This is a genomic window from Pseudoalteromonas porphyrae (assembly GCF_001298125.1).
GTDB classification, from domain to species: Bacteria; Pseudomonadota; Gammaproteobacteria; order Enterobacterales; family Alteromonadaceae; genus Pseudoalteromonas; species Pseudoalteromonas neustonica.
In genome coordinates, this window is record NZ_LHPH01000003.1 from 208,971 (window position 1) to 231,056 (window position 22,086).

Annotated in this window: 29 protein-coding genes and 2 tRNA genes; 14 read left to right on the forward strand and 17 right to left on the reverse strand. The window is 38.6% G+C overall.

From position 1 onward, the window contains the following. Positions 1 to 22: 22 nt before the first annotated feature. The 9 genes from proQ to ADS77_RS04115 form a co-directional block, all read right to left on the reverse strand. A complete protein-coding gene (proQ, locus tag ADS77_RS04075) occupies positions 23 to 673 on the reverse strand; it encodes an RNA chaperone ProQ (RefSeq protein WP_054204740.1) in 651 nt (216 codons plus the stop codon). 15 nt (positions 674 to 688) lie between these two features. Further along, positions 689 to 967: a hypothetical protein gene (locus ADS77_RS04080; RefSeq protein ID WP_054204741.1), complete on the reverse strand. Its 279-nt coding sequence runs from the start codon at positions 965 to 967 to the stop codon at positions 689 to 691. After that, positions 964 to 1,425, reverse strand: coding sequence for a GAF domain-containing protein (locus tag ADS77_RS04085; protein WP_054204742.1), 462 nt, complete (start codon positions 1,423 to 1,425; stop codon positions 964 to 966). The genes ADS77_RS04080 and ADS77_RS04085 overlap by 4 nt, the downstream gene beginning before the upstream one ends. Positions 1,426 to 1,550: 125 nt before the next feature. Continuing rightward, positions 1,551 to 1,946 carry a hypothetical protein gene (locus tag ADS77_RS04090; RefSeq protein WP_054204743.1) on the reverse strand — a complete coding sequence of 132 codons (396 nt, stop codon included), beginning with the start codon at positions 1,944 to 1,946 and terminating at the stop codon, positions 1,551 to 1,553. Positions 1,947 to 2,185: 239 nt separating this feature from the next. Next, positions 2,186 to 2,437, reverse strand: a complete 252-nt coding sequence (locus ADS77_RS04095) for a hypothetical protein (RefSeq protein WP_231659007.1) — start codon at positions 2,435 to 2,437, stop codon at positions 2,186 to 2,188. Then, positions 2,427 to 3,257, reverse strand: a complete 831-nt coding sequence (locus tag ADS77_RS04100; protein WP_054453077.1) for a CPBP family intramembrane glutamic endopeptidase — start codon at positions 3,255 to 3,257, stop codon at positions 2,427 to 2,429. The genes ADS77_RS04095 and ADS77_RS04100 overlap by 11 nt, the downstream gene beginning before the upstream one ends. 81 nt (positions 3,258 to 3,338) lie before the next feature. Next, entirely contained in the window at positions 3,339 to 4,244 is a 906-nt protein-coding gene (locus ADS77_RS04105; RefSeq protein ID WP_054453078.1) for a LytTR family DNA-binding domain-containing protein, read from the reverse strand. 167 nt (positions 4,245 to 4,411) lie between these two features. Continuing rightward, positions 4,412 to 4,502, reverse strand: a tRNA-Ser gene (locus ADS77_RS04110). A gap of 52 nt (positions 4,503 to 4,554) precedes the next feature. Continuing rightward, positions 4,555 to 4,645, reverse strand: a tRNA-Ser gene (locus ADS77_RS04115). Between the two features lie 252 nt (positions 4,646 to 4,897). Between ADS77_RS04115 and ADS77_RS04120 the strand changes: the two genes are divergently transcribed. The 6 genes from ADS77_RS04120 to ADS77_RS04145 are packed head-to-tail and all read left to right on the forward strand — an operon-like array spanning position 4,898 to position 7,586. Next, positions 4,898 to 5,563: a Bax inhibitor-1/YccA family protein gene (locus ADS77_RS04120; protein WP_054204747.1), complete on the forward strand. Its 666-nt coding sequence runs from the start codon at positions 4,898 to 4,900 to the stop codon at positions 5,561 to 5,563. A gap of 55 nt (positions 5,564 to 5,618) precedes the next feature. Then, positions 5,619 to 5,972, forward strand: a complete 354-nt coding sequence (gene tusD / locus ADS77_RS04125; protein ID WP_054204748.1) for a sulfurtransferase complex subunit TusD — start codon at positions 5,619 to 5,621, stop codon at positions 5,970 to 5,972. Next, positions 5,969 to 6,325 (forward strand): sulfurtransferase complex subunit TusC, encoded by a 357-nt coding sequence (gene tusC, locus ADS77_RS04130; protein ID WP_054204749.1) that lies wholly within the window; start codon positions 5,969 to 5,971, stop codon positions 6,323 to 6,325. The genes tusD and tusC overlap by 4 nt, the downstream gene beginning before the upstream one ends. Further along, positions 6,322 to 6,588, forward strand: coding sequence for a DsrH/TusB family sulfur relay protein (locus ADS77_RS04135; RefSeq protein ID WP_054204750.1), 267 nt, complete (start codon positions 6,322 to 6,324; stop codon positions 6,586 to 6,588). Before tusC ends, ADS77_RS04135 begins: the two co-directional genes overlap by 4 nt. Before the next feature lie 3 nt (positions 6,589 to 6,591). Further along, a complete protein-coding gene (locus ADS77_RS04140; protein ID WP_054204751.1) occupies positions 6,592 to 6,921 on the forward strand; it encodes a TusE/DsrC/DsvC family sulfur relay protein in 330 nt (109 codons plus the stop codon). 2 nt (positions 6,922 to 6,923) lie between these two features. Further along, positions 6,924 to 7,586, forward strand: coding sequence for a pseudouridine synthase (locus ADS77_RS04145; protein WP_054204752.1), 663 nt, complete (start codon positions 6,924 to 6,926; stop codon positions 7,584 to 7,586). A 42-nt stretch (positions 7,587 to 7,628) separates the two neighbouring features. On the opposite strand, the gene ADS77_RS04150 is transcribed toward ADS77_RS04145, so the two are convergent. After that, the gene (locus ADS77_RS04150) at positions 7,629 to 8,897 is read right to left on the reverse strand and encodes a sensor domain-containing diguanylate cyclase (RefSeq protein ID WP_054204753.1); all 1,269 of its coding nucleotides are present in this window, start codon (positions 8,895 to 8,897) and stop codon (positions 7,629 to 7,631) included. 554 nt (positions 8,898 to 9,451) lie between these two features. On the opposite strand from ADS77_RS04150, the gene mnmA reads away from it, so the two are divergent. The 5 genes from mnmA to ADS77_RS04175 all read left to right on the forward strand — a co-directional run bounded on the left by mnmA (position 9,452) and on the right by ADS77_RS04175 (position 14,305). Continuing rightward, the gene (gene mnmA, locus ADS77_RS04155; protein WP_054204754.1) at positions 9,452 to 10,552 is read left to right on the forward strand and encodes a tRNA 2-thiouridine(34) synthase MnmA; all 1,101 of its coding nucleotides are present in this window, start codon (positions 9,452 to 9,454) and stop codon (positions 10,550 to 10,552) included. Beyond that, the gene (gene hflD / locus ADS77_RS04160; protein WP_054204755.1) at positions 10,552 to 11,154 is read left to right on the forward strand and encodes a high frequency lysogenization protein HflD; all 603 of its coding nucleotides are present in this window, start codon (positions 10,552 to 10,554) and stop codon (positions 11,152 to 11,154) included. Before mnmA ends, hflD begins: the two co-directional genes overlap by 1 nt. A 32-nt stretch (positions 11,155 to 11,186) precedes the next feature. Then, complete coding sequence (purB, locus tag ADS77_RS04165; protein WP_054204756.1) at positions 11,187 to 12,557, forward strand: adenylosuccinate lyase; 1,371 nt, start codon at positions 11,187 to 11,189, stop codon at positions 12,555 to 12,557. A 131-nt stretch (positions 12,558 to 12,688) separates the two neighbouring features. Next, the gene (locus ADS77_RS04170; protein WP_054453080.1) at positions 12,689 to 13,834 is read left to right on the forward strand and encodes a cupin domain-containing protein; all 1,146 of its coding nucleotides are present in this window, start codon (positions 12,689 to 12,691) and stop codon (positions 13,832 to 13,834) included. A 12-nt stretch (positions 13,835 to 13,846) separates the two neighbouring features. Further along, a complete protein-coding gene (locus ADS77_RS04175) occupies positions 13,847 to 14,305 on the forward strand; it encodes a GNAT family N-acetyltransferase (RefSeq protein ID WP_054204758.1) in 459 nt (152 codons plus the stop codon). Between the two features lie 75 nt (positions 14,306 to 14,380). Here the strand turns inward: ADS77_RS04175 and ADS77_RS04180 are convergent, their stop codons facing one another. Next, positions 14,381 to 14,821 carry a DUF4826 family protein gene (locus ADS77_RS04180; protein WP_054204759.1) on the reverse strand — a complete coding sequence of 147 codons (441 nt, stop codon included), beginning with the start codon at positions 14,819 to 14,821 and terminating at the stop codon, positions 14,381 to 14,383. A 262-nt stretch (positions 14,822 to 15,083) separates the two neighbouring features. On the opposite strand from ADS77_RS04180, the gene ADS77_RS04185 reads away from it, so the two are divergent. Further along, complete coding sequence (locus ADS77_RS04185; RefSeq protein WP_054453082.1) at positions 15,084 to 16,043, forward strand: HEAT repeat domain-containing protein; 960 nt, start codon at positions 15,084 to 15,086, stop codon at positions 16,041 to 16,043. A 41-nt stretch (positions 16,044 to 16,084) separates the two neighbouring features. On the opposite strand, the gene ADS77_RS04190 is transcribed toward ADS77_RS04185, so the two are convergent. The 4 genes from ADS77_RS04190 to ADS77_RS04205 form a co-directional block, all read right to left on the reverse strand. After that, positions 16,085 to 16,876: an SDR family oxidoreductase gene (locus ADS77_RS04190; RefSeq protein WP_054453083.1), complete on the reverse strand. Its 792-nt coding sequence runs from the start codon at positions 16,874 to 16,876 to the stop codon at positions 16,085 to 16,087. 37 nt (positions 16,877 to 16,913) lie between these two features. Continuing rightward, positions 16,914 to 17,417 (reverse strand): DUF962 domain-containing protein, encoded by a 504-nt coding sequence (locus ADS77_RS04195; protein WP_054453085.1) that lies wholly within the window; start codon positions 17,415 to 17,417, stop codon positions 16,914 to 16,916. A gap of 88 nt (positions 17,418 to 17,505) precedes the next feature. Continuing rightward, the gene (locus ADS77_RS04200) at positions 17,506 to 17,925 is read right to left on the reverse strand and encodes a hypothetical protein (RefSeq protein WP_054453086.1); all 420 of its coding nucleotides are present in this window, start codon (positions 17,923 to 17,925) and stop codon (positions 17,506 to 17,508) included. A gap of 64 nt (positions 17,926 to 17,989) precedes the next feature. Further along, entirely contained in the window at positions 17,990 to 18,667 is a 678-nt protein-coding gene (locus ADS77_RS04205; protein WP_054453088.1) for a Crp/Fnr family transcriptional regulator, read from the reverse strand. Between the two features lie 51 nt (positions 18,668 to 18,718). Between ADS77_RS04205 and ADS77_RS04210 the strand changes: the two genes are divergently transcribed. After that, the gene (locus ADS77_RS04210; protein ID WP_054453090.1) at positions 18,719 to 20,053 is read left to right on the forward strand and encodes an amidohydrolase; all 1,335 of its coding nucleotides are present in this window, start codon (positions 18,719 to 18,721) and stop codon (positions 20,051 to 20,053) included. Positions 20,054 to 20,106: 53 nt separating this feature from the next. Further along, a complete protein-coding gene (locus ADS77_RS04215) occupies positions 20,107 to 20,733 on the forward strand; it encodes a trimeric intracellular cation channel family protein (protein WP_054204766.1) in 627 nt (208 codons plus the stop codon). A gap of 571 nt (positions 20,734 to 21,304) precedes the next feature. Here ADS77_RS04215 and ADS77_RS21500 read toward each other — a convergent pair. Both ADS77_RS21500 and ADS77_RS22490 read right to left on the reverse strand, forming a co-directional pair. Beyond that, positions 21,305 to 21,571 (reverse strand): GNAT family N-acetyltransferase, encoded by a 267-nt coding sequence (locus ADS77_RS21500; protein WP_235575703.1) that lies wholly within the window; start codon positions 21,569 to 21,571, stop codon positions 21,305 to 21,307. A 245-nt stretch (positions 21,572 to 21,816) separates the two neighbouring features. Next, positions 21,817 to 22,023 (reverse strand): hypothetical protein, encoded by a 207-nt coding sequence (locus tag ADS77_RS22490; protein ID WP_054453094.1) that lies wholly within the window; start codon positions 22,021 to 22,023, stop codon positions 21,817 to 21,819. Positions 22,024 to 22,086 lie beyond the last annotated feature (63 nt).

Below are 22,086 nucleotides of genomic sequence, written 5' to 3' on the forward strand. Positions count from 1 at the left end.
AACTCCTTAATTTATATACAGCTTAAATAATGTACAGGCTGTCTGCTTTGGTTTTAACTTGCATACCTGTTACCAACTCAACATGAACGTCTTCTTTGTTCACTTCAGTGATAATTGCATTAACAAGGGCTTGGCCAAGTTTAACTTTAACTTTGTTATTAACCTTGACCTCACTCGCTGGCAAAGGTTCAATTTTACCAGAACGTTTAGCCGGCGCAGCTTTCGCTGGGGTACTATTAACCTTAGCGTTTTTATCACCTGTTTTGGCGAATTGACCCGGTTTCTTTTTGTAAGATTTTGTGTCTGAATCATTTCGAGGGCGTTGTGACTTCTTACGTTTAGCCATTTTCGCTCGACTTTCTTCAAGCGATTTTTGCGCATGATCGATATGTTCTTGTTCAACTTTTTCACCTTGATTACCATCAAGGTCAATGCGGAACTCAGACTTAGTAACGGCTTCTAAATAGCGCCAGTTTGAAGTGTACTTTCTAAGTGCTTGACGCACCTGAGTTTTACTAACCTTCTCTGACCCTTCAATACGCTCAGCAATATCTTTAAAGATACCGACTTTAAGCGGTTTGATACCGTCCTTTTGTTTAAAACATTGTGGGAATTCTTGATATAAAAATTCCAACACTTCATTAATATCTTTTAGCTTGTTTGTGGTTTCCATTTTAGAACCTATTTTTCACATCTTTTCATCAAGGGACGAATCGACGTAGTGTGTTACCCAGTCGACCAGCTCTTCAAAGTCGGCTTCAATTACAGCCATATCACCTCGAAGGTGTTCCCAAATACCATTAATTATTTCATCGATTAATTCACTATCGGTCTCATCAGGAAGTCGTTCCCATGCAATGTGAATTAAATCATTTAGCGTTTCAGCTACATGCTCTTCATCCCCTTCCCAATCACCAACATCGGCAATGGCAAACAGATAATCCTGTACATTTACTAAGTCTTTCATGCAATCGTTGCCTCAAAACACGCAACTAATGCTTCTAAGCCTTGTTTATCATCAGCATCAAACCGGGCAATACTTGGACTGTCGATATCTAATACAGCAAATAATTCACCATTTTTATGGATCGGTATTACTATTTCAGAATTAGACGCTGCATCGCAGGCTATATGGCCTGAAAATGCATGTACATCTTCAACAAGTTGTGTTTGTGCAGTTGCAGCGGCAGTTCCACACACACCTTTCCCAACGGGAATACGGATACATGCAGGGTTACCTTGAAACGGGCCAAGTACCAACTCCGACGGAGAATCCATTAGATAAAAGCCCGCCCAATTCACATCATTTAATGAAGTAAATAACAACGCGCTAATATTTGCCATATTGGCAATAACATTAGACTCTCCAGCAATTAGTGATTCAGTTTGTTTAACTAATGACTGGTAAAATTCTTGCTTTTGCATACCAAACTACTTCTTATCAAACATACAGTAGTTAAAGGTACTCTTTGTGGCCAATAATTGAAACCTTTTCAGGGCAAAAAAAAGTAATTTGCCCTAATTTTCAGCACGCTTGGTTAATATTTCTGCTATTGCGTGGATTGTTGTTTTGCAGCGCCTTGTCGTAGCCCGTATAAAAATAAACCTGCCGCCAATGCTGACATTGCTGTATTAACTAAGAACACCATGCCACCGGTGGCACTGAGTAAGAAGCTAAAAATTGCCCCCCCCAACAAACCTAATGTCAAAACACCCGAGTAGTTAACTTTGGCATACTTAAACATCAGTAAATATCCCGGAACAACAAATGCAGCCATCGTTAAACCAACGATATGAGCATTGGCTATCGCGCTCATTAATAACTGAATAAATGTAGTGATAGGATCCGCGTTTAATGTTAAGCCATAATAAACGCCTAAAATGCTACCAATAATCACAGGCGATAGTAGTGATAAGCCAACACTTTTTGCAAGTTGATGTTTCATAAAACGTCCTTAAAGTCAGACCTTGATAAATACTAAGGATGCATCATGTTGTACCACTTCGAAATAGAGACAATGGTCGTAATTTGTGATGATAAATAATAATAGAGGAAAGTTTCCGCGCACAACTCATCCCCCCCCCTTGTCTACATCTGTGTAGGGAGGGGAATGAACTAATCGCCCTAAGCAGTTTCCCTTCAGGCAGAGCATTTTAAATCTCGAAAGATAACCGGCCTGAAAAGTTATAGCTGCTCGATCTCTCTTGATAAATCAACATTACTATTTGTTACTATTTTTTCAAGTACAATGATTCTTTCAATTAGAACCGCTAATTTATTTTGCATTGTTAAGACAGCTTCTGCTCTATTTGCTTGCTGTAATAAAACCAACTCTTTTTGAACTGTTGTTTTATAAGCAAAATAATGCTTAATAATTACTAGCAAGATTAGAGGGGAACTAAAGACCATAGTAACTAAAAATAATTCAAGCATCATTAAGTCCATAAGTGGGCGTTTTAATAGACAAAGACGAACTATTTGGTTGGTTTTTAAATAATGAAGAAAGTGTTACTTCTCGCTTTTTACCACCTTTAATAAGTACGTTGATGTATACGATACTCAAAATAATGGCGGTCGCTTTAAATAAATTACCTTTTAAATCACCGGCTGCCCCACCAGACATACTAAATATGCCGTAAGCCGCATTCATCAAAATATGCATCCATAGCGGGAACCAAATACGATAACCGCATTCGCAATATAGCCACGCAAACCATGTGCCTGCAATTGTTGTAATAGTAACAGCCATAAGAGCTGAAATAACATCATGCCCTTGATAAATATGGCCCAAACCAAAGATTATGGAACTAATGAGTGCTGCTGGGATAAACCCCCAACGACAAAAACGAAATAATATACCGAACAATGCAGCCCTAAAAATTACTTCTTCAAAAAAGCCAGCATATATTGAACCTGTAACAACCCCTGATATAGAAATATTTAGCTCACTACTTAAAAAAGCATAGCCTATTACCATAGGTGTACAGCAAGCCAGTGCTGCTAATAAATAGCGTTGAGAGTCTTTTATATTTAGACCTAATAATTCATACCAGCGAATCGACTTAAATAACACTGTTGCTATCAGTAAGAATGGTCCATAGATAAACAAGTATTTAGCTGGAAATAATAAAAGATCTGTGTGTTGATCTAGCTCTGATAAAATAGGTATCCAACTTTTACCCCAAAAATATTTCATCCCGTAATGACAGAATATAAACGTAATTACTAGTAACAGTGCTTTTATTTGATTCTTCATATGACCTTCTTAAGTGAAATTTTAAATTCAACTCAAGCATGTCAATCACTCATTATAAAGTCGATAAATTAGGGCTGTAGTTCATTCTCTGGTACTAATTGCAATGTTTTGGGGCCGTTTACATGCTTTAGGGGCCAACAACAAGGCTTGTTTAATTGCATCAACATAAGTTCTCGAAACTGGTACTGCGATATCAGATGACAGCATAGTTAGTTGTAAGCCACCCGCATTACCTTTACTGGCCATCACTAACTCTAAATTCACGGCATAAGAACGATGACAACGATATATAAATATATTTTCAGGGAGTTGCTTTAATAAACCAGTTAACGTGACGCGCAGCAATGTATGGCAAACACCCTCGTTTTCTTTAATAGCAAGTTCACAATAATTATCAGCCGACTTAATAAATATTATATCCGCGGGTGCAACAGTCAGCCGATCACTTTTATTGTCACCAATAAGTGTAATTAAGCGAGGGGGTGTAACGTCACTTCCTTCTAACACATTACAAACGCTCTGATTGCTAGAAGCCTTCTCAGTAGTATCTGTAGTTAATACGGTCTGTTTTGCATGGCGATTCACCAACAGCATAAAACTAATTGGCAGCAAGCCAATCGCTAACGTATAGCCAATAAAAAGTAATTGATTTTGCCAATGCCAACGTCCCAAGACTGCGACAACAAAGTATCCATGATTAAACACAGCCGTAATTAGAACGTATACAGCGGGGATCATAATCAATAGCAGTGTGCTGTTGAGAGTGAGCCGAGTTAACGATATCTCAATAGCGCCTGCCAGTAAGAGAGCGCAAAATGTCACTAAACCATAGCCAGATAAACGAAGTAACTTGTAAGGCGTCGTATCATTAGTTGTGCCAAAAGGCTGAAACACAAATAGAACAAATAAGGTTACCAAGGAAAATAGCATTGCTCTATAAACAAGTAACTTTCTTGAAGCTAAGTCATCTTGAAGCCACAACATCATATTTTATATACCTTTAGCAATAACCAATAATAAGAAAATATCATAATTCCACAAGAAACTAACAGCCTAACTTCAATTTATTGAAGCCAATTATCTTAACTTTTCGGCCCAACCAACAAATTTTAGACACAAAAAAGCCCGCTTATTTAGCGGGCTTTTTTGTTATATGGTGGAGAGATAGGGATTTGAACCCTAGAGGGGCTATAAACCCCTGCCGGTTTTCAAGACCGGTGCATTCGGCCACTCTGCCATCTCTCCAAACTCTTTATAAATTACAAGTAAAAGTGTACTCGTAATTATTTTAATTAGGTGGTGGAGAGATAGGGATTTGAACCCTAGAGGGGCTATAAACCCCTGCCGGTTTTCAAGACCGGTGCATTCGACCACTCTGCCATCTCTCCGCACGGCCTGAATAATAGAGAAGCCCATCGCCTTTGTGAAGCTTTTTTTTCAAAAAAACGTTTAAGTGCCTAAAAAACAATTGATTTGTGCATAAATAAATCAAGACAGAACAAAAACCGTGCAAACAGGAACTTTTATATTATTTAATTGGTCTATTGAACTACAAAGGTTTGCCCAAATATAGAAGACTTGGTAATCTAACTTTAGTTAATTATCGTATCTATACTGGTTTCACACAAAGGAGCTCTACAATGGCATTTAATCACTCGTACAATACCGCTAAACCGGTTATGTCGACCATTGAAACAAACAAAGTGCTTAAAAACACTTACTTTCTACTGGCAATGACATTAGCATTTAGTGCTGTGACGGCTGGTATTTCAATGGCATTACAACTTCCCTACTTTATGGGAATCGTTTTTACACTTATTTCATTTGGTTTATTATTTGTTGTAAACAAAAAAGCTGACAGTGCATCTGGTGTTGCATGGGTGTTTGCTTTTACAGGCTTGATGGGCGCAGGCCTCGGTCCTTTATTGAACCATTACGCAGCCATGCCAAATGGCCCTATGCTAATTATGCAAGCGTTAGGTTCAACTGCCCTGATATTTTTTGGTTTATCTGCGTATGCACTTAACACTAAAAAAGATTTTTCGTTTATGGGCGGTTTTTTAACAGTAGGCCTAATCGTGGTTATCGTTGCGAGCATTGTTAACATCTTCATCGGAAGTTCTTTGATGTTTATGGTAGTAAATGCTGCAGTTGTGCTAATCATGTCAGGTTTTATTTTGTTTGATACCAGCCGTATCATCAATGGTGGTGAAACAAATTATATCCGCGCAACAGTCTCTCTTTACTTAAGCGTATATAACTTATTTACATCGCTACTTGCGCTACTTGGCGTAAATAATGACTAATTAAATAGTTCTGTTAAAATAGCCCCTCTTTAGGGGCTTTTTTATTGGATTAGTTTTGGCACGATTTGTACTTTCTATTCACTGCGCACCATCAGATCATGATACAACACAACGTTTGGTTAAATTTGCTCATGCATGCTTAGCACAAGGTCATACAATAGACGCTATTTTTTTGTACCAGCAAGGTGTATTCCATGCCAGTCAACATTTAAACCTTGCATCAGATGAGTTAGCTATTAGTGCCCTTTGGCAAACACTGTATGAAAAGAAAATAAACTTAATGTTATGTGTCACTGCGGCCGAAAAACGGGGTCTTGATATTACAAAAAAAGGTATATTTTCAATCGCTGGGTTAGCCGAGTTTGCAATGCTCGCAAGTGATGCTGACAAATGGGTGCAATTTAAATGATCAATGTACTTGTACTAAGCCAGCATAGTCCTTTTGATGATATGCATATTCGTGATGCCCTTGATATGACCTTAATTTTTGCAGCTATAGAGCAAAATATTAGTTGGCTGTTTACAGGCCCCGCTGTACTTGCATTGAAAAAAGGTCAACACACTGATCCCCTCGGGCTCAAAAATTATTTTAAAAGCATAAAAACACTCGAAATTTACGATGTTGAAAACATTTACGTATGTGAAAAATCATTGGTCGATTTTAACCTTGCTAAAAGTGACTTACTCATTAACGTCAACGTATTAGACTTTGCAGCGCAAAGTAAATTAATAGCCACTCAACACCAGGTCGTCAATTTATGAGTACATTGCATATATTTTCAAAACCAATCAGTTACTATGCCACAGAGCGTTTAGCTAATTTAATACAAGAGCATGACAGCGTATTGCTCGTTGGTGACGCATGCTATTCAACATATTTATACCGCCAGTTTTCATCTGATTTATTATTTTTAGCCGAAGATGCTCTTGCCCGTGGTTTAACAATAAATGAATCTGATAATGCCCTTAATTATGCAGATTTTGTTGCTCTTACCTTATCAACTTCACAATCAATTACGTGGTGATCCATGCTCGAATTTAATAAACAACTTATTGAAACAGATAAACAGGGCTATTTGCTCAACCACGAACAGTGGAGCACAGAGCTTGCCCCAACGCTTGCAGAACAAGAAAATATTGAGTTGACACCGCAACATTGGGAAGTAATAAATTTTGTCCGTGATTTTTATCTTGAATACAATACGAGTCCAGCGATCAGAATGCTGGTAAAAGCAATGGCTAAAGCGCTCGGAGAAGACAAAGGAAATAGTATTTACTTATACACATTATTCCCAAAGGGACCTGCCAAACAAGCAACAAAAATAGCTGGATTGCCTAAACCTGCAAGGTGCATATAATTATGAGCCAAAACAATAAACCACAAACAAGCCGACGCAGCAGTGGACGTAGCTATAGCCGCAGTACTCTTATCTCTAAAAAAGGTAGTAGTGCCACAAAGCGTGAAATCAAACCAGCAATTGATCCAAGCGAGCGTAAAGTTGTTTTATTTAATAAACCTTTTGATGTACTTTGCCAATTTACAGATGACGATAATAGACAAACCTTAGCAAGCTTTATTCCTATTAAAGATGTTTACGCTGCAGGGAGACTCGATAGAGACAGCGAAGGCTTATTACTACTAACAAATTGTGGAAAGCTACAAAACACACTTACGGCCCCAAATAAAAAAACCAGTAAGACTTATTGGGTGCAAGTCGAAGGCCAACCAAGTAATGACGCGATACGCGCACTGTGCCAAGGTGTCGAACTAAAAGATGGGATGACACTCCCTGCTAAAATTGAGAAAATAGATACCCCAGATTTATGGCCAAGAACCCCAGCCGTAAGAGAGCGTAAAAACATCCCAACCAGCTGGCTTAGTATCACCTTAACCGAAGGTAGAAATCGTCAGGTTCGTCGTATGACTGCACACATTGGCCACCCAACTCTGCGTTTGATTCGTTACCGTATTGGTGATTACTGCCTCGATAACATTGGAACGGGTGATTACAAATTACTGTAAAACTAGCAAGTCAAGCGAGCTTACTTCAGCTCATTTTTAACACTATTGATTTACTACAATACAATCTCGACCATGTTCTTTTGCTTTGTACAATGCTTTATCCGCACCATCTAAAAGTTGAATATGGTCACATTGATTATACCGTGTATTAATACCTAAACTTAATGTCACTTTATTTGTAAAACAATGATCATATATTATTGTTAGTTCAGAGATAGCATGTTGGATTTTTTGAGCTACGTTACATGCCCCAGCAGCACTTGTTTGTGGCAGAAGAACTACAAATTCCTCTCCACCAAAACGCGCAACAAAGTCTTCAGGACGACTAACCGCAGTAGATATACATTGGGCTACTTTAAGTAAACATTCATCACCAATTAGATGCCCATAACTATCATTAAATTGTTTAAAATTATCAATATCAATTAAAATTAATGACAAAGGACTGTTTGTTTTAATACTTAAATTGAATTCTTGAATTAATTTTTCATCGAAGCGACGTCTATTCGCTATTTGTGTCAACGAATCTAAAAATGCCATGTCTCTTAAAATATCTTCAGCTTCCATGCGTTGTGTTGCATCTTTAAAAATAGCTAAAAACTCATTATCAATATAAATACCCGAAATTTCCATCGTAATCAAGCGACCATCTTTACACGTAACCTGATAATGTTGTGGCTCTATATCTGTTTTATGCTCAACTGCATACTCAACTGCAGTGTTCCATGTTTGTAAAACCCACGATCGGTAAGCTGGATCTGGGTAGGCCTTTAACCACCAAGTATCCATATTTGGTATATCTTTAATTGTATATCCAAATACGTCCACAAACCTTTGATTTAACCTAATAATATCACCCGTGACAGTGCTGACATTACACAAGGGTATTGGCACTTGGGTAAATAAATTAGCATAATGACTTAACTCATGCTGACGCATAGGTTGGGTATTCCCTTGCGTTAAATGTGTGATATTTTGTACCGTTACAGGGCTATTTGTAATAACCTTTGCTTGCATTGAGTAAACAAAAGACCATTCTAACCACCAGTTTGCAAGTGCCGCACTCAAAGCTTTATTTCGTGTTTGTTGGGCAGTGAATTTATTGTCTAATGAAATAAAAAATACAGGTAGCTCTTCAAGTAAAGAGCCGTCTTGAGTTGATTGATTATATAATGCTTCAAATAGTGTAAACGCCTCAGTTCTGAGATCGCTATTCGTATTTTTGACCATGTGATCAATTTCATCGTTTGCAAAGACTGCAAAACGGTCTATCAATGAGATTAATGAATGAGTATATAAGACATAATCCATATGTATTGCCCAATACTTTATCGTTCGTTACGAACAAATAAAACTAAAATGACACGTGAATGATTTTAAAAAAACACATTCAGCGTGAAGAAATAAATAACGATTTTGAGTTAACCACTCAATTATTGCATTTTACAGTATAAAATACGTTACCCTGATATTATCACTAAGGTCTAGTATTTTATTAAAATAGTATCTAATTAAAATAATACATCCGAATTACTTTATTCTAATAACAACTTTAGACCCAGTAAAGTAATCCAGCCTAATTATTTACTATTAACTTGTAAAGTACATTACAAACCACCTTCCTTTATATAACTCTTTCTGTAACAAGTTAAATATGGGTACTGCGCGATTGTCAGAGCACCCCCTATTCCTCAGTAATCGCTAGACAAAACTCATTTTTTGGGTGGCTTGGCTGTCTATTTACATGCTATAATCGCGGCCTTTCATAGTCTGTGTGGTTAATCAGAGCCTCTATTCTTTATCTCTGTAATGCACATATGCGCTAGTAGTTTAAATGACAGCAACCTGTATAAGCGAAATTACCCATGAGCGAAAATAGTCACATTAAAGTCATCGTTGGCATGTCCGGCGGTGTTGATTCTTCTGTATCAGCTTATTTATTAAAACAACAAGGCTATAAAGTTGAAGGCCTGTTTATGAAGAACTGGGAAGAAGACGATAATGATGAATATTGCGCCGCCGCAGACGATTTAAAAGACGCACAAGCCGTCTGTGATAAATTGGGCATTGAATTGCACACCGTTAATTTTGCTGCAGAGTATTGGGATAACGTGTTTGAGTATTTCCTTGCTGAGTATAAAGCAGGCCGTACACCGAATCCTGATATCATGTGTAATAAAGAAATCAAATTCAAAGCCTTTTTAGAATTTGCAGCAACCGCTCTCGGTGCTGACTTTATTGCAACAGGTCATTATGTCCGTCGTGAATTACGCGATGATAAATATGTAATGTGTCGTGGCCTCGATGATAACAAAGATCAAAGCTATTTCTTATACACATTAAGTCATGAGCATATTGCGCAAACGCTTTTCCCTGTGGGTGATATTGCCAAACCAGAAGTGCGCCGTATTGCTGAAGAACAAGATTTAATTACCCACGATAAAAAAGACAGCACCGGTATTTGCTTTATTGGCGAACGTAAGTTTAAAGATTTCTTACAAAAATTTTTACCTGCACAACCAGGTGTTATCGAAGACACTGACGGTAACAATGTAGGTGAACACGAAGGCTTGATGTATCACACATTAGGACAACGCAAAGGTTTGCTCATTGGCGGAATGAAAGAAGGCTCAGGCGAACCATGGTATGTGGTTGATAAAGATCTAGAGCGTAATGTACTCATTGTTGGCCAAGGTAAAGACCACCCTCGTCTATACAGCAATGGTTTAAATGCCAACCAGCTACATTGGGTTGATCGTATTGGGCCAAAAGGCACGACTCGTTGTACAGTAAAAACTCGCTACCGCCAAGAAGACTTAAGCTGTACGCTATTAGTTGGTGATGATGGCCTAGCTCGCGTATTATTTGATGAGCCACAAAAAGCGGTAACGCCAGGTCAATCAGCCGTATTTTATGCCAACGAGATTTGTTTAGGCGGCGGTATTATAGACTCGGTGATAAAATAATGAATGAACACCAAGTCATGGCATTAGCAGCCATGTGCCAAGTTGCTAAACAAGTTCAAAAAATAGCGCAGTTCGGTAGTAGCAACGATTATGAATTAGAAAAGCTATTTACAAGTATTGTACAAACGTCGCCTGATTCACCCAGTGATGTATACCAAGGCACTGAAAATTTAAGAGATGGCTATAAAAGTTTACTTGACCAGCTCAGTGCGGGTGAAAAAAAAGATGTTGAAATCGTCAAATACGTTGGCGGTTTAATGCAATTAGAGCGTGCTTTAAGCGCAAAACCAAGTAGCTTAGCAGAGCTTGGGAAAAGCATAGATGATATCAAGCGTCGTCTTGATCATTTTTCAGTGACTGATGACACTGTTGTTGCTGCCCTTGCAGATATTTATTCAAAGGTGCTTAGCCCCCTAGGGCACCGAATACAGGTTTATGGCAAACCTGACTTACTAAAACAGCAATTAATACAACACAAAATACGTGCCTTATTATTAGCAGGTATTCGCAGTGCTGTATTATGGCGACAAATGGGCGGAAAACGCCGTCATTTTTTCTTTTCGAAAAAAAGCATTATCGCCATTGCTAAAAACCATATTTAATTATCGTTCAAAACTAAAATTTAGGAGTTATTATGGAGCTTTCAGCGTTAACAGCTATCTCTCCGGTGGATGGTCGCTACGGCAGCAAAACCACTGAACTACGCAGTATTTTCAGCGAATTTGGCTTGATCAAGTACCGTGTAACAGTAGAAGTTCGTTGGTTACAAGCCCTTGCTGCAGCAAGCGAAATCAAAGAAGTACCGGCATTTAGCGACGAAGCAAATGCTTTACTTAACGCGATTGTTGATAACTTCAGTGAAGCCGACGCACAGCGTGTAAAAGACATCGAAAGTACCACAAACCACGATGTTAAAGCAGTTGAATACTTATTAAAAGAAAAAGTAGCTGACAACGCAGAGCTACATGCCATTAATGAATTTATTCATTTTGCATGTACATCAGAAGACATCAATAACCTATCTCATGGTTTAATGCTAACTGAAGCGCGTAACGAAGTATTACTTCCTTATTGCGATAAGTTACTTAACGCAATTAAAGAAAAAGCGATTGAGTATAAAGCTGTACCAATGATGACTCGTACTCACGGACAACCAGCTACACCTTCAACTATGGGTAAAGAGTTTGCAAACGTTTATATGCGCTTAAAGCGTCAACGTGATCAAATTGCACAAGTTGAAATGCTAGGTAAAATCAATGGCGCAGTAGGTAACTACAACGCTCACCTAAGTGCTTACCCTGATTACGATTGGCACAATCACGCAGAGCAATTTGTAACGAGCCTTGGTTTAACATTCAACCCGTTTACTACGCAAATTGAACCGCATGACTACATTGCTGAGCTGTTTGATGCTATTGCACGCTTTAACACAATTTTATTAGACTTCGATCGTGATGCATGGGGCTACATTGCCCTTAACCACTTCAAGCAAAAAACCATTGCCGGTGAAATTGGTTCATCAACCATGCCGCATAAAGTTAACCCAATTGATTTTGAAAACTCAGAAGGTAACTTAGGTTTAGCTAATGCTATTTTCTCACACCTTGCACAAAAGCTACCTGTTTCTCGCTGGCAGCGTGATCTTACTGACTCTACAGTACTACGTAATTTAGGCGTAGGTATGGGTTATGCACTAATTGCATACCAATCAACGCTTAAAGGTGTCAGCAAGTTAGAAGTAAACGAACAACGTTTACTTGACGAATTAGACCAAAACTGGGAATTGCTAGCAGAACCAATTCAAACAGTAATGCGTAAGTACGGCATTGAAAAACCATATGAAAAGCTAAAAGATTTAACCCGTGGTAAACGTGTAAATCAAGAAATCATGGCTGATTTTATCGATGGTTTAGACTTACCAGATGAAGCTAAAGTAGAAATGAAAAAGCTAACGCCAGCTAACTACATTGGCCGTGCTGTCGAGTTTATCGACAACCTAGTTTAAGCTTTCTGCAACAACTAATTTTAATGTACCCAACCTCTCGATGCAGAATTCGCATCTTGAGGTGGTTTGGGTATAGACTACTAAGCGAAAGGCCCTAGCCTTTCGCTTTTTTCATTTTTAACGGGCGCAGCATGTATCAACTAACTATAAATGGCTTAACTGAGCAACAATTTCTAACTCAATATTGGCAAAAAAAACCGCTCTTGATCAAACAAGGTTTTGCAGACTTTGTTGATCCACTTGATGCCAACGAACTTGCTGGCCTTGCTATGGAAGAGAGTATTGAATCGCGGATAATCACAAATCATAATAATGATTGGCAAGCACACCACGGTCCATTTGAAGATTTTGAATTACTTACAGAGCAAAACTCGACCCTATTAGTACAAGCAGTTGACCACTGGCACCCAACAGCTTCACAACTACTCGAACCGTTTCGATTTATTCCAAATTGGCGAATAGATGATTTGATGATCAGTTTTTCAACGCCTAATGGTGGTGTAGGCCCACATTTAGATCAGTACGACGTATTTATTATTCAAGGTGAAGGCAAGCGTCACTGGCGAGTGGGTATGCCAGATAGTAACCTAAAACAATTTGCACAAAATAAAAGTTTATTACAAGTTGAACAATTTCCTGCGATTATTGATTGTATTCTCGAGCCCGGCGACATTTTATACATTCCACCAGGGTGCCCACATGAGGGTTACGCAGTAGAAAATGCCCTAAACTATTCAATCGGTTTTCGCGCACCAAATCAGCGTGATTTATTATCAAACTTTGCCGATCATATTATTGATAAAGAAGCTGGAAATAGTCGTTATCAAGACCCCGCAATAAAACTGCGCGATTCTAAAGGTGAGATCCAAGCAACAGAAGCCGATAACATTAAGTTATTAATGCAAGCAATGCTTGATGATGACGATTTATTTACTTCTTGGCTAGGTACAACACTGAGTCAACCTAAGCACGAGATGGATTTAATGCCACCAGAAGATTTATTTAATAGCGAACAAGTAACTGCACTATTAGAAGATAATGAACTGTTTTTTGAACGCTTAGGCGGCACCCGCGCGTTATATCAAGTTTTTGATAATGAAATACTTCTCAGCGTCAACGGTGACAATTACTCGCTTCCATTAAATGATTTAACAGCAGTTAAACTACTCACTGATCACACCATGGTGACAGCAGTGCAACTGAATAGTTCAAAAAATAGTTTAGTTTTTATACAAACCTTTACTACACTATTAAATGAGGGTATTTGGTTTTGTTAGGAGTAGGTTTCTATGAGCTATCATATCAACAAGGTAGAATGGGATAAAGGCAAGGACTTATTACAACATATAAGAGAACGGGTATTTGTATGTGAATTACATATACCCAAACACATCGAGTTTGATAGTCTCGACCGGTCTGCTTATCACATACTTGTTACAGATGATGCGCAAACACCCGTCGCAACAGGGCGATTATGCAAAGACGGCTTAATTGGCCGTATAGCCGTGTTACCAGAGCATCGTAATCGTTCAGTATATAAATCTTTACTTACCTATATTGTCAATCTCGCACAGCAGCAAGGCTGCGAACGAGTAAGCATTAATTGTATTTTAAATGAAGTAGAACGTTTTAAACGTAATGGCTTTGAACAACAAGGCCATGTTTTTATGGAAGCAGGAATACCTAGGCAGCGAATGCAGTGCCCTATAAATCTATTTGATACTAAGCCATTTACTTTAGTACATTAATTAATACGAGTTATTTTATTGCCACTAGCTTAAAATAACTCGTATGCTTCTAGGGAATATTGGGTTTATATTTTACTATTTTGGCTCGTTAACCCACAGCTCTTCTTTTTCGTACATTTCATAGAGTCCATGCGCACGGTTTACTAACAAATTAGCAAAGTCGACGGACGTTTTATCATTTCCTGCTGTTTCTAAAAGCTGGTCCGCTTTTAACTGCCATTGAAACGAAAAATATCTTAAAGCGTCGCGTGCATTTTCTGCAGCCGATGCCAACGCATGATCTGTAGGTAAGCGACCCGTGATCACCCAATAATTTTTACCATCTTGAGCCTTAAATTTCCACAATGCACACAATGGCGCAATAAAGCGGCTTTCTTTCTCAAACAAACTTTTTGGCATTACGCCTTTTTCAGCTAAATGCTTTTGTGCATTTTGAAAACACGTTCGCTGCCACTGAATATTCTCTTGCTGTGCTTGTTCTTCTGGCGTTAAGTCTTTTACTTGTTTTTGTTCCATAACATTTAATTCTCTTTTACAACTTGATGACACTTTAATTCTATATAATTATCGGCGCAAGTAGAAACGATCAATTTCCTTTGCTATTTAGTGTCAAATTAATATCGTATCGCGCTATTAATTCGAATTCTTACTAAAAATTTTAGTGAATACTGTTCCAGCCTCATTTCTATTCGCTAAATCACAGATTGCATTTTATTCCGTTTAAATTAATAATACTGCTCCCCAAGCGGGAACATCATAACTATAAAATGGAATATGTATGAAAAATCTAATTAAAACAACACTTCTAGCCACTACTTTCGCCGCTATTCAAGGCTGTGCTCCAAGCAGTTATAAAATTACAGCACCCGTAACATCAACCAATCAGTATCAAGTTGATAATGTAACTACACATAACCTTAATTTCTCAGATAAAAGAGACACAAGCACAACACCATTTAATCACGGTGTGCTAAAAGCTGATTTAATCCTCGACAACCAACCTCTTGCTCCCGTTGAGTTTTTACAAAAAAATGTGCTTCTTGAGCTACAGGCCCGTGGGTTACCTGCAAGTGTATTAGATACAAGCGACACTGAAATCCGTATCAATAAATTAAATATGCGCAATCATAGAACCAATGCGTATACGCCTTTTATTACTTTTACTATGCTCAGTGCAGATATTATTACACCTGAAAATACCCAGCGTGTTGCTGTGTATGTAAAACGCGGTAAAGTGCCAGTGTGGAGCTTTGACGAGATTATTGAGCCTACTTTAAATCAGCCTATGGATGTTTTAGTCAAGGAGCTATCGGCTAAAATTAACCGAGCACTATACAAGCAACAACTATCGAATGCTGATGTACAAACTCTTATTAGTAAAATTAAAGCTAACTTAGATAAAGATATTACTTACCTTGATGTTTATCAATTAGGCTTTTCAAATAACCCAACCGCTATTGATTATCTTGTTGAACTAACTAAACATGATGGTGAATATATACGTTTAGCTGCTATCTCATCACTAGGTAACATGCAATCAGTTGCACATTTTCAATTACTAAAAGACCTCTATGAAAACAGTAAAACTTGGTCTGACCGTGCTATGGCATTAAAAGCAATTGGCGATTTAAATACAGATCAAAGTCGCTCTTTTTTAGCTGAAGCTCAAGCTGGTCTTAATAAGAAAAATAGCAAAGAGACTCTTTGGACAACTGAATTAATTAATTTATACCTATAAGAATATAGGTTATACGAGTAAACAATGTGTTTACTCGTCTTTTATCGGTAGTTCTTTTTCGCTGTCATACGGTTAAAAAAGCCTGGAAAGAAACGCTTAATGGTTGGAGCCCAGCCACTGATCCCCTCTCCAACAACGACTTCATCTTTACGTTTGGCTATGGCACTAATCATCTGCTTTACCGCAGCGGTTACATCCATGCCATTTTCAATTGACTCTTCTGCTTTATTTTGTGCAACTCCATACTCATTAAGTGAGTTATGAGCAATCGCGGTTTTTATCGAGCCCGGGCAAATCGTCAAGCAATGAATATTTTTATCGGCAACTTCTGCTCGCAGGCAATCCATAAACCCAACAACTGCGTATTTAGAGCCTGAGTAACCCGTTCTAAATTTAGAGCCTACTTTACCCGCCACACTACTTATCGACACTACAGAGCCGCTACCTTGAACAACCATACTTGGTAACACCGCTTTTGTAAGCGCAATTAAACCAAAGTAATTAACTTCCATAAGTTGGCGATACACGGCAAAGTCATTTTCTAAAAATAAACTACGCTGCGATACACCACTATTATTAATTAAAATGTCAACTTTACCAATATCAGCCATGTTAGTTGTTACATATTCAAGTACCTGCTCAGGCTGTGATAAATCAAGTGGGATCACTTTATGCTGCCCTGGCGGTAATTGATCACAAAGTTGCTTGAGCTTATCGGTACTTCTTGCTGATAAAATTATATTAGCGCCTAAGTGTGAAAATTGTATTGCTAATTCTTTACCAATTCCTGATGAGGCACCGGTGATCCACACAGTCTTATTATGAAAGTTCATATTCTACCTATGATTTTAATTATTATGGTTTTGATTATTAAGGTTTTGTAGGACCCGCTATATCGCTGATCTGCTGCTCTAGCTCTTGGTATAATCCAAGTAGAAAAAGTGCTTCAACTAACACAAATAACGGTCCGATTATCAATCCAATTAAATCATCAACAAAAGCCGGTTTTTTGCCTTCATAATAATGGCCAATAAACTGTAGTACCCAGCCAAATACAAAAGTACCGATACTCATAATCAGCCAACTATTTAAACTCAGGCTCGCAACGGGCACTGCTGCAATAGTCATTAGTATTAGAATAGCCGCCATTATCAAACCCAATGACATACTCAGCGTTAAGTAATAAATCACACTAGCCAATACAAAAATATCGGCACCACTAATAACATACTCAGCAAAAGGTAGCTGAATACGCGCTAATAAGCACAGTACCGCAAAAATAATTAATGGGATCCCAAAAAAATGTGTAATTACATTTCGTCTTGAACGATGATACAAGCCGTAGTTACCTAATTGCTGTTGAAGTGTTTTCATTCTGCTGCTCTATAAAAATGCCTTACTCATAACTTTAGCACCTTACATGACGCAACAATGTCTGCTACCCGACATTTTAAAATTCCTTTTACACAAATGCGCTTATAATTTTCCCTTTATCGTGATCCGGTGTCTTAGATTGTAGCTCACGGCCCTTTTGGTACTCTTGTTCAAGCATCGTTTGAAGCGCTTCCATTTTTTTAGCTAAATCTTTGCTATCACCGCCTTGCTCTTGAATTTGCTCAGCCAATTTTTCAATGGCCGCTTTGAGCTCATCAATTTTTTCTTTATCGACCCCTAAACGTTGATAAATAAGGGTCTCTTTTGCTTCATCTAAAAATTTTTTTTCATAGGATGGATTTTTAAGCCGGCTAGCCGCATCAGGTTGGCTAGTATTTGCCACCTCAGGCAAAGTCGTTGCCGCTTTAGGATGGGCAATAGTTTTTACTTGAACGGGTGCATTATATGGCTCTGTGCGGTACTGATTATTAAAAGTAAGTGAGGTCATTATTTCAAATCCATTGAGTGTATGCATTTACGAAGCAAGTTTAACGCCAACAGACTTAAAGGGTTTAATGCGCGAGTAAAGCCAACTCTTTCTTATTAAGAATTTCAATACGCTGATAGTGCAAAGAAATAAGCTTTTTTTCGCTTAATATTTGTAGTATTTGATTAATTGTTTGACGTGTTAGATAGGTCATATCTGCTAGTTGTTGCTGCGATAACATAATCGTTGCTTTATTGCTGCTTAAAGGCACTGCTACGGCCATCATAGCAAGACGTTTACATACTTTTTGCTGTGCAGTTAATAGCGCATGATCTTCGAGTGAACTAAACAATAGCCGTATTTTTTGTGATAGCAATATACCAAAATCATGCCAGTAAATCGGGTTTAGTGCTAACAATTGGATCAGTGCGCGATGTGGTATATGTAGCAATCTAACCTGTGTTTGTGCATATACATCATGCGTACGTAGTCCGCCATCAAATAGAGCAACTTCACCAAACCAAATAGCAGGATCGATAAAACTAAGCACCGCCTCCTTACCTTCACCATTAACGCCACTAACTCGCATAACTCCGGCAAGTACCGCATATAAGCCACTATTAGCCTCACCTTTGTGAAAAAGCGCATCAGCTGCATTTAATTCAATTATTTTTGCTGACGATAATAAAGCGAGTTGCAATTCATTTGATCGACTACTAAACCAGCCCCCTTGATTGATTATCGCACGATCCTGTTCATTCATTGTACTTTGCTCTACATTGGTGTTAATCAACAAATAATAAAAGGGATTGTCATGTTACACAAAATTATTTACAGCAGTTTATTGCTATGTGCTTTATCCTCGCCATGTTTGGCTGCCGATCTTAATGATGTTCTAAACAAAAAACTAAAAAAAGCCAACCACAGTGTTAGCGAAAAAGTCATCACTTGGCGCCGTCATTTACATCAATACCCAGAGCTTAGTAATCGGGAATTTGAAACCGCAAAATACATAACTAAGCACTTAAAATCACTCGGTCTTGAAGTACAAACAGGCGTTGCTCACACCGGTGTCGTCGCCAAATTAAAAGGTGGCAAAAAAGGTCCTTTAGTCGCATTGCGCGCTGATATGGATGCCCTACCAGTCACTGAATTGGTAGACTTACCCTTTGCATCTACTCAAACCTCAACTTACCGTGGTAATAAAGTGGGTGTAATGCACGCCTGTGGTCATGATAACCATGTCGCCATTTTAATGGCCGTAGCCGAATCACTCGTTAAAATTCAAGATGCGTTAGCCGGTGATGTACTTTTTATATTTCAGCCAGCTGAAGAAGGCGCTCCTGAAGGTGAAGAAGGTGGCGCAGAGCTGATGTTGAAAGAAGGTTTATTTAAGCTAAAACCAGCTGCTGTCTTTGGCTTGCATGTAACCAGTTCACTTAACACAGGTAAAATTGGCTTTCGTGAAGGCCCCCTTATGGCCAGTGAAGATTCATTCACAATTAACGTACAAGGTCGCCAAACTCATGGTTCTCGTCCTTGGAATGGGGTAGATCCGATTGTAACGTCATCACAAATCATTATGGCCACCCAAACTATTTCATCTCGCCAAGTGGATGTTACAAAAGCGCCGTCGGTGATCTCGTTTGGTGCAATTAACGGTGGCGTCCGTTCAAACATCATTCCTGATAGTGTTGAACTCATTGGTACTATACGTACTTTTGACCAAACGATGCGAGCCGATATTAAAAAACGTTTAGTGAAAACCGCTGAGCTTGTTGCTGAATCAGCAGGCGCTAAAGCTGATGTGCATATTAACCACGGCTATCCGGTTACAGTTAATGATGTTCAACTTACCCAACTAATGACCCCAACACTTGAAAAAGTAGCTGGTGCAGACAATATTATTACAACGGATTTAATTACAGGAGCCGAAGATTTTAGTTATTACGCCTTAGAGACCCCTGGATTGTTTTTCTTTTTAGGCGTAACGCCACAAGGTAAAAATGCAAAAAGCGCAGCGAGTAACCATTCACCACAATTTTATGCCGACGAAAAAGCCCTGCAATTAGGGGTAAATGCAATGACGAACTTGGTTGTGGATTTTTTTGCAAAAACGCATGACGTTACGCATATTCAGGAAGAATAAATTTTTACTGCGTTAGTATCTCGCACTATTAATAAATGAAAAAGAGACACATAGTGACATCAGACTACTTTCATTTTTTAAGTTTAATTGGGGTCGCCTTTTTCGCAATCTCTGGGACATTAATGGGTCATGAAAAAAACATTGGTGGCTTTGGGGTGGTTGTGGTTGGTTCCGTTACCGCACTTGGCGGTGGTACACTTCGTGATGTGCTATTAAACCAACCCGTTTTTTGGATAACACAACCAGATTATTTATACGCTACATATGGTGCAATTTTTATTGCTGTTATATTTATTCGCCACTTACCTGACGTATCGAATTATTATATGCTCCTCGTCGACGCAATCGGCATGGCTATATTCAACATTGTCGGTATTGAAAAATCTCTTCTTGAAGGCACAACCATGTTAGTCGCCATTACTATGGGTATGACCACTGGCATATTTGGCGGCTTAATGCGTGATGTTATTTGCCGAGAAGTCCCCTTGGTTATGCGCGATGAGCTTTACTCAACCGCCTGTTTTTGTGGTGGTTTGACCTACGCCGGATTCTTTTTACTCAATGTATCTTATATATGGTGTATTGTGGGCTCATTATTCATCACCGTGTTTTTAAGGCTAGGTGCTCTGCATTGGGGTTGGCAACCTAATATATTTAGAAAAAGGACGCCCAGAAAATAATTTGCAAAACTATCAAAATGCATGGACTATCTGTAAGTCGGGATTTATTCCAATGAATGTTTAAATGATAAATTCACTCTATTTTGGCTACCTTTATTAGGGTATGCTGACCTTTCAAGGTTGAATTTGCAGCAGCCTGTTTGATACTGTCTCGCGCTGCGATTAAATCGCCCCGCGGTTGAACGAATTTTAATCCGCAAAGGTCAACAGACCCTAAACTCAGGCTTCAATAATTCATAGCATTTTAAGTCATGATATTCATTTTTCCAGTAGCCACTTGCCCTACGGATACCTTCCTCTTTAAAGCCAAGCTTTTTTAATACAGATTCTGACGCACCATTACCAAACAAATACCCAAACCACCTCAAGATACAGAATTCAGCGTTTCACAGGGGCTTAATATCAAGGCGTTATTTTGTAAGAATGGCCATCCCTTTTAAGAAGTAACAACGCAGAGAGTAAGTCCCTGTGAAACGCCCAAAGGGTTGGTTTAAAAGTGTTCTATTCTGCGTTATTGATTTTAACAATAGAACCACTATTACTTGCAATCAATGCCTTGTCTAAATCGCTTTTAATTCCAACTGAAACTCGCATCTTGAGGTGGTTTGGGTATAGTCTCGGCTTGAACCCTATAAAGTTCACCAAATGGTAGCTGATCAGAAAAGGCCGAATCAATAATCTTGTGCAAGGCTTGCGTAGCATAGCCATAACCCCAATGCTTGGAAGATAACTCGTAGCCTATCCCCGCATTTTTCATCTTTTGATTCCATGAATTAAAGCCGCAAGTACCAATTAACTTTCCGGTATCTTTTCTGTGAATGCCCCAACGAATACCCACACCTTCAATAAAGCGATTGTTGAAGAATTCAATTAATTTTAAGGATTGCTCTAGGACGTGTTGACCTTTCGTGATTGATTTTGCAGCTGTATGTTTGGTTTTTAGGCAAGGCAGAGCCTATGTAGTGTGGTTATTCCCCATTAATAGGCGATAACGCAGCATAAATGCCAAACATGCGCTGCCCTCCGGGTTCTTTCTAGGGACAATTAACTCTTTGTTGCTCGGTTTTTACTTAGCCCACTAGGTTACAAACCTCGCGCCGCGATTAAATTCCCCCTAGATTGAACAAATTTCAATCCACAAAGGTCAACACACCCTAGTGAATCATAAGAGTCTATATCGTAGAACTTAGTGACGCTTTTATCTGAAAAAATATCTAATAAACCCTGACTATCATCCCCTGACAGCTGAGTAAGCATTAAACGAGATGTTTCTAACTCTGGGAAGTTCATCTTATACCCTCTATGAAATATAACGAGCCAGCATCTACAGGCTATGCTGTGCTATAGGTCGGG

Excerpts from the sequence above, each read along its gene's own strand:
- proQ (WP_054204740.1), bottom strand. The coding sequence starts at position 673 with ATGGAAACCACAAACAAGCTAAAAGATATTAATGAAGTGTTGGAATTT.
- ADS77_RS04080 (WP_054204741.1), bottom strand. The coding sequence starts at position 967 with ATGAAAGACTTAGTAAATGTACAGGATTATCTGTTTGCCATTGCCGAT.
- ADS77_RS04085 (WP_054204742.1), bottom strand. The coding sequence starts at position 1,425 with ATGCAAAAGCAAGAATTTTACCAGTCATTAGTTAAACAAACTGAATCA.
- ADS77_RS04090 (WP_054204743.1), bottom strand. The coding sequence starts at position 1,946 with ATGAAACATCAACTTGCAAAAAGTGTTGGCTTATCACTACTATCGCCT.
- ADS77_RS04095 (WP_231659007.1), bottom strand. The coding sequence starts at position 2,437 with ATGATGCTTGAATTATTTTTAGTTACTATGGTCTTTAGTTCCCCTCTA.
- ADS77_RS04100 (WP_054453077.1), bottom strand. The coding sequence starts at position 3,257 with ATGAAGAATCAAATAAAAGCACTGTTACTAGTAATTACGTTTATATTC.
- ADS77_RS04105 (WP_054453078.1), bottom strand. The coding sequence starts at position 4,244 with ATGATGTTGTGGCTTCAAGATGACTTAGCTTCAAGAAAGTTACTTGTT.
- ADS77_RS04120 (WP_054204747.1), top strand. The coding sequence starts at position 4,898 with ATGGCATTTAATCACTCGTACAATACCGCTAAACCGGTTATGTCGACC.
- tusC (WP_054204749.1), top strand. The coding sequence starts at position 5,969 with ATGATCAATGTACTTGTACTAAGCCAGCATAGTCCTTTTGATGATATG.
- ADS77_RS04135 (WP_054204750.1), top strand. The coding sequence starts at position 6,322 with ATGAGTACATTGCATATATTTTCAAAACCAATCAGTTACTATGCCACA.
- ADS77_RS04140 (WP_054204751.1), top strand. The coding sequence starts at position 6,592 with ATGCTCGAATTTAATAAACAACTTATTGAAACAGATAAACAGGGCTAT.
- ADS77_RS04145 (WP_054204752.1), top strand. The coding sequence starts at position 6,924 with ATGAGCCAAAACAATAAACCACAAACAAGCCGACGCAGCAGTGGACGT.
- ADS77_RS04150 (WP_054204753.1), bottom strand. The coding sequence starts at position 8,897 with ATGGATTATGTCTTATATACTCATTCATTAATCTCATTGATAGACCGT.
- mnmA (WP_054204754.1), top strand. The coding sequence starts at position 9,452 with ATGAGCGAAAATAGTCACATTAAAGTCATCGTTGGCATGTCCGGCGGT.
- hflD (WP_054204755.1), top strand. The coding sequence starts at position 10,552 with ATGAATGAACACCAAGTCATGGCATTAGCAGCCATGTGCCAAGTTGCT.
- purB (WP_054204756.1), top strand. The coding sequence starts at position 11,187 with ATGGAGCTTTCAGCGTTAACAGCTATCTCTCCGGTGGATGGTCGCTAC.
- ADS77_RS04170 (WP_054453080.1), top strand. The coding sequence starts at position 12,689 with ATGTATCAACTAACTATAAATGGCTTAACTGAGCAACAATTTCTAACT.
- ADS77_RS04175 (WP_054204758.1), top strand. The coding sequence starts at position 13,847 with ATGAGCTATCATATCAACAAGGTAGAATGGGATAAAGGCAAGGACTTA.
- ADS77_RS04180 (WP_054204759.1), bottom strand. The coding sequence starts at position 14,821 with ATGGAACAAAAACAAGTAAAAGACTTAACGCCAGAAGAACAAGCACAG.
- ADS77_RS04185 (WP_054453082.1), top strand. The coding sequence starts at position 15,084 with ATGAAAAATCTAATTAAAACAACACTTCTAGCCACTACTTTCGCCGCT.
- ADS77_RS04190 (WP_054453083.1), bottom strand. The coding sequence starts at position 16,876 with ATGAACTTTCATAATAAGACTGTGTGGATCACCGGTGCCTCATCAGGA.
- ADS77_RS04195 (WP_054453085.1), bottom strand. The coding sequence starts at position 17,417 with ATGAAAACACTTCAACAGCAATTAGGTAACTACGGCTTGTATCATCGT.
- ADS77_RS04200 (WP_054453086.1), bottom strand. The coding sequence starts at position 17,925 with ATGACCTCACTTACTTTTAATAATCAGTACCGCACAGAGCCATATAAT.
- ADS77_RS04205 (WP_054453088.1), bottom strand. The coding sequence starts at position 18,667 with ATGAATGAACAGGATCGTGCGATAATCAATCAAGGGGGCTGGTTTAGT.
- ADS77_RS04210 (WP_054453090.1), top strand. The coding sequence starts at position 18,719 with ATGTTACACAAAATTATTTACAGCAGTTTATTGCTATGTGCTTTATCC.
- ADS77_RS22490 (WP_054453094.1), bottom strand. The coding sequence starts at position 22,023 with ATGAACTTCCCAGAGTTAGAAACATCTCGTTTAATGCTTACTCAGCTG.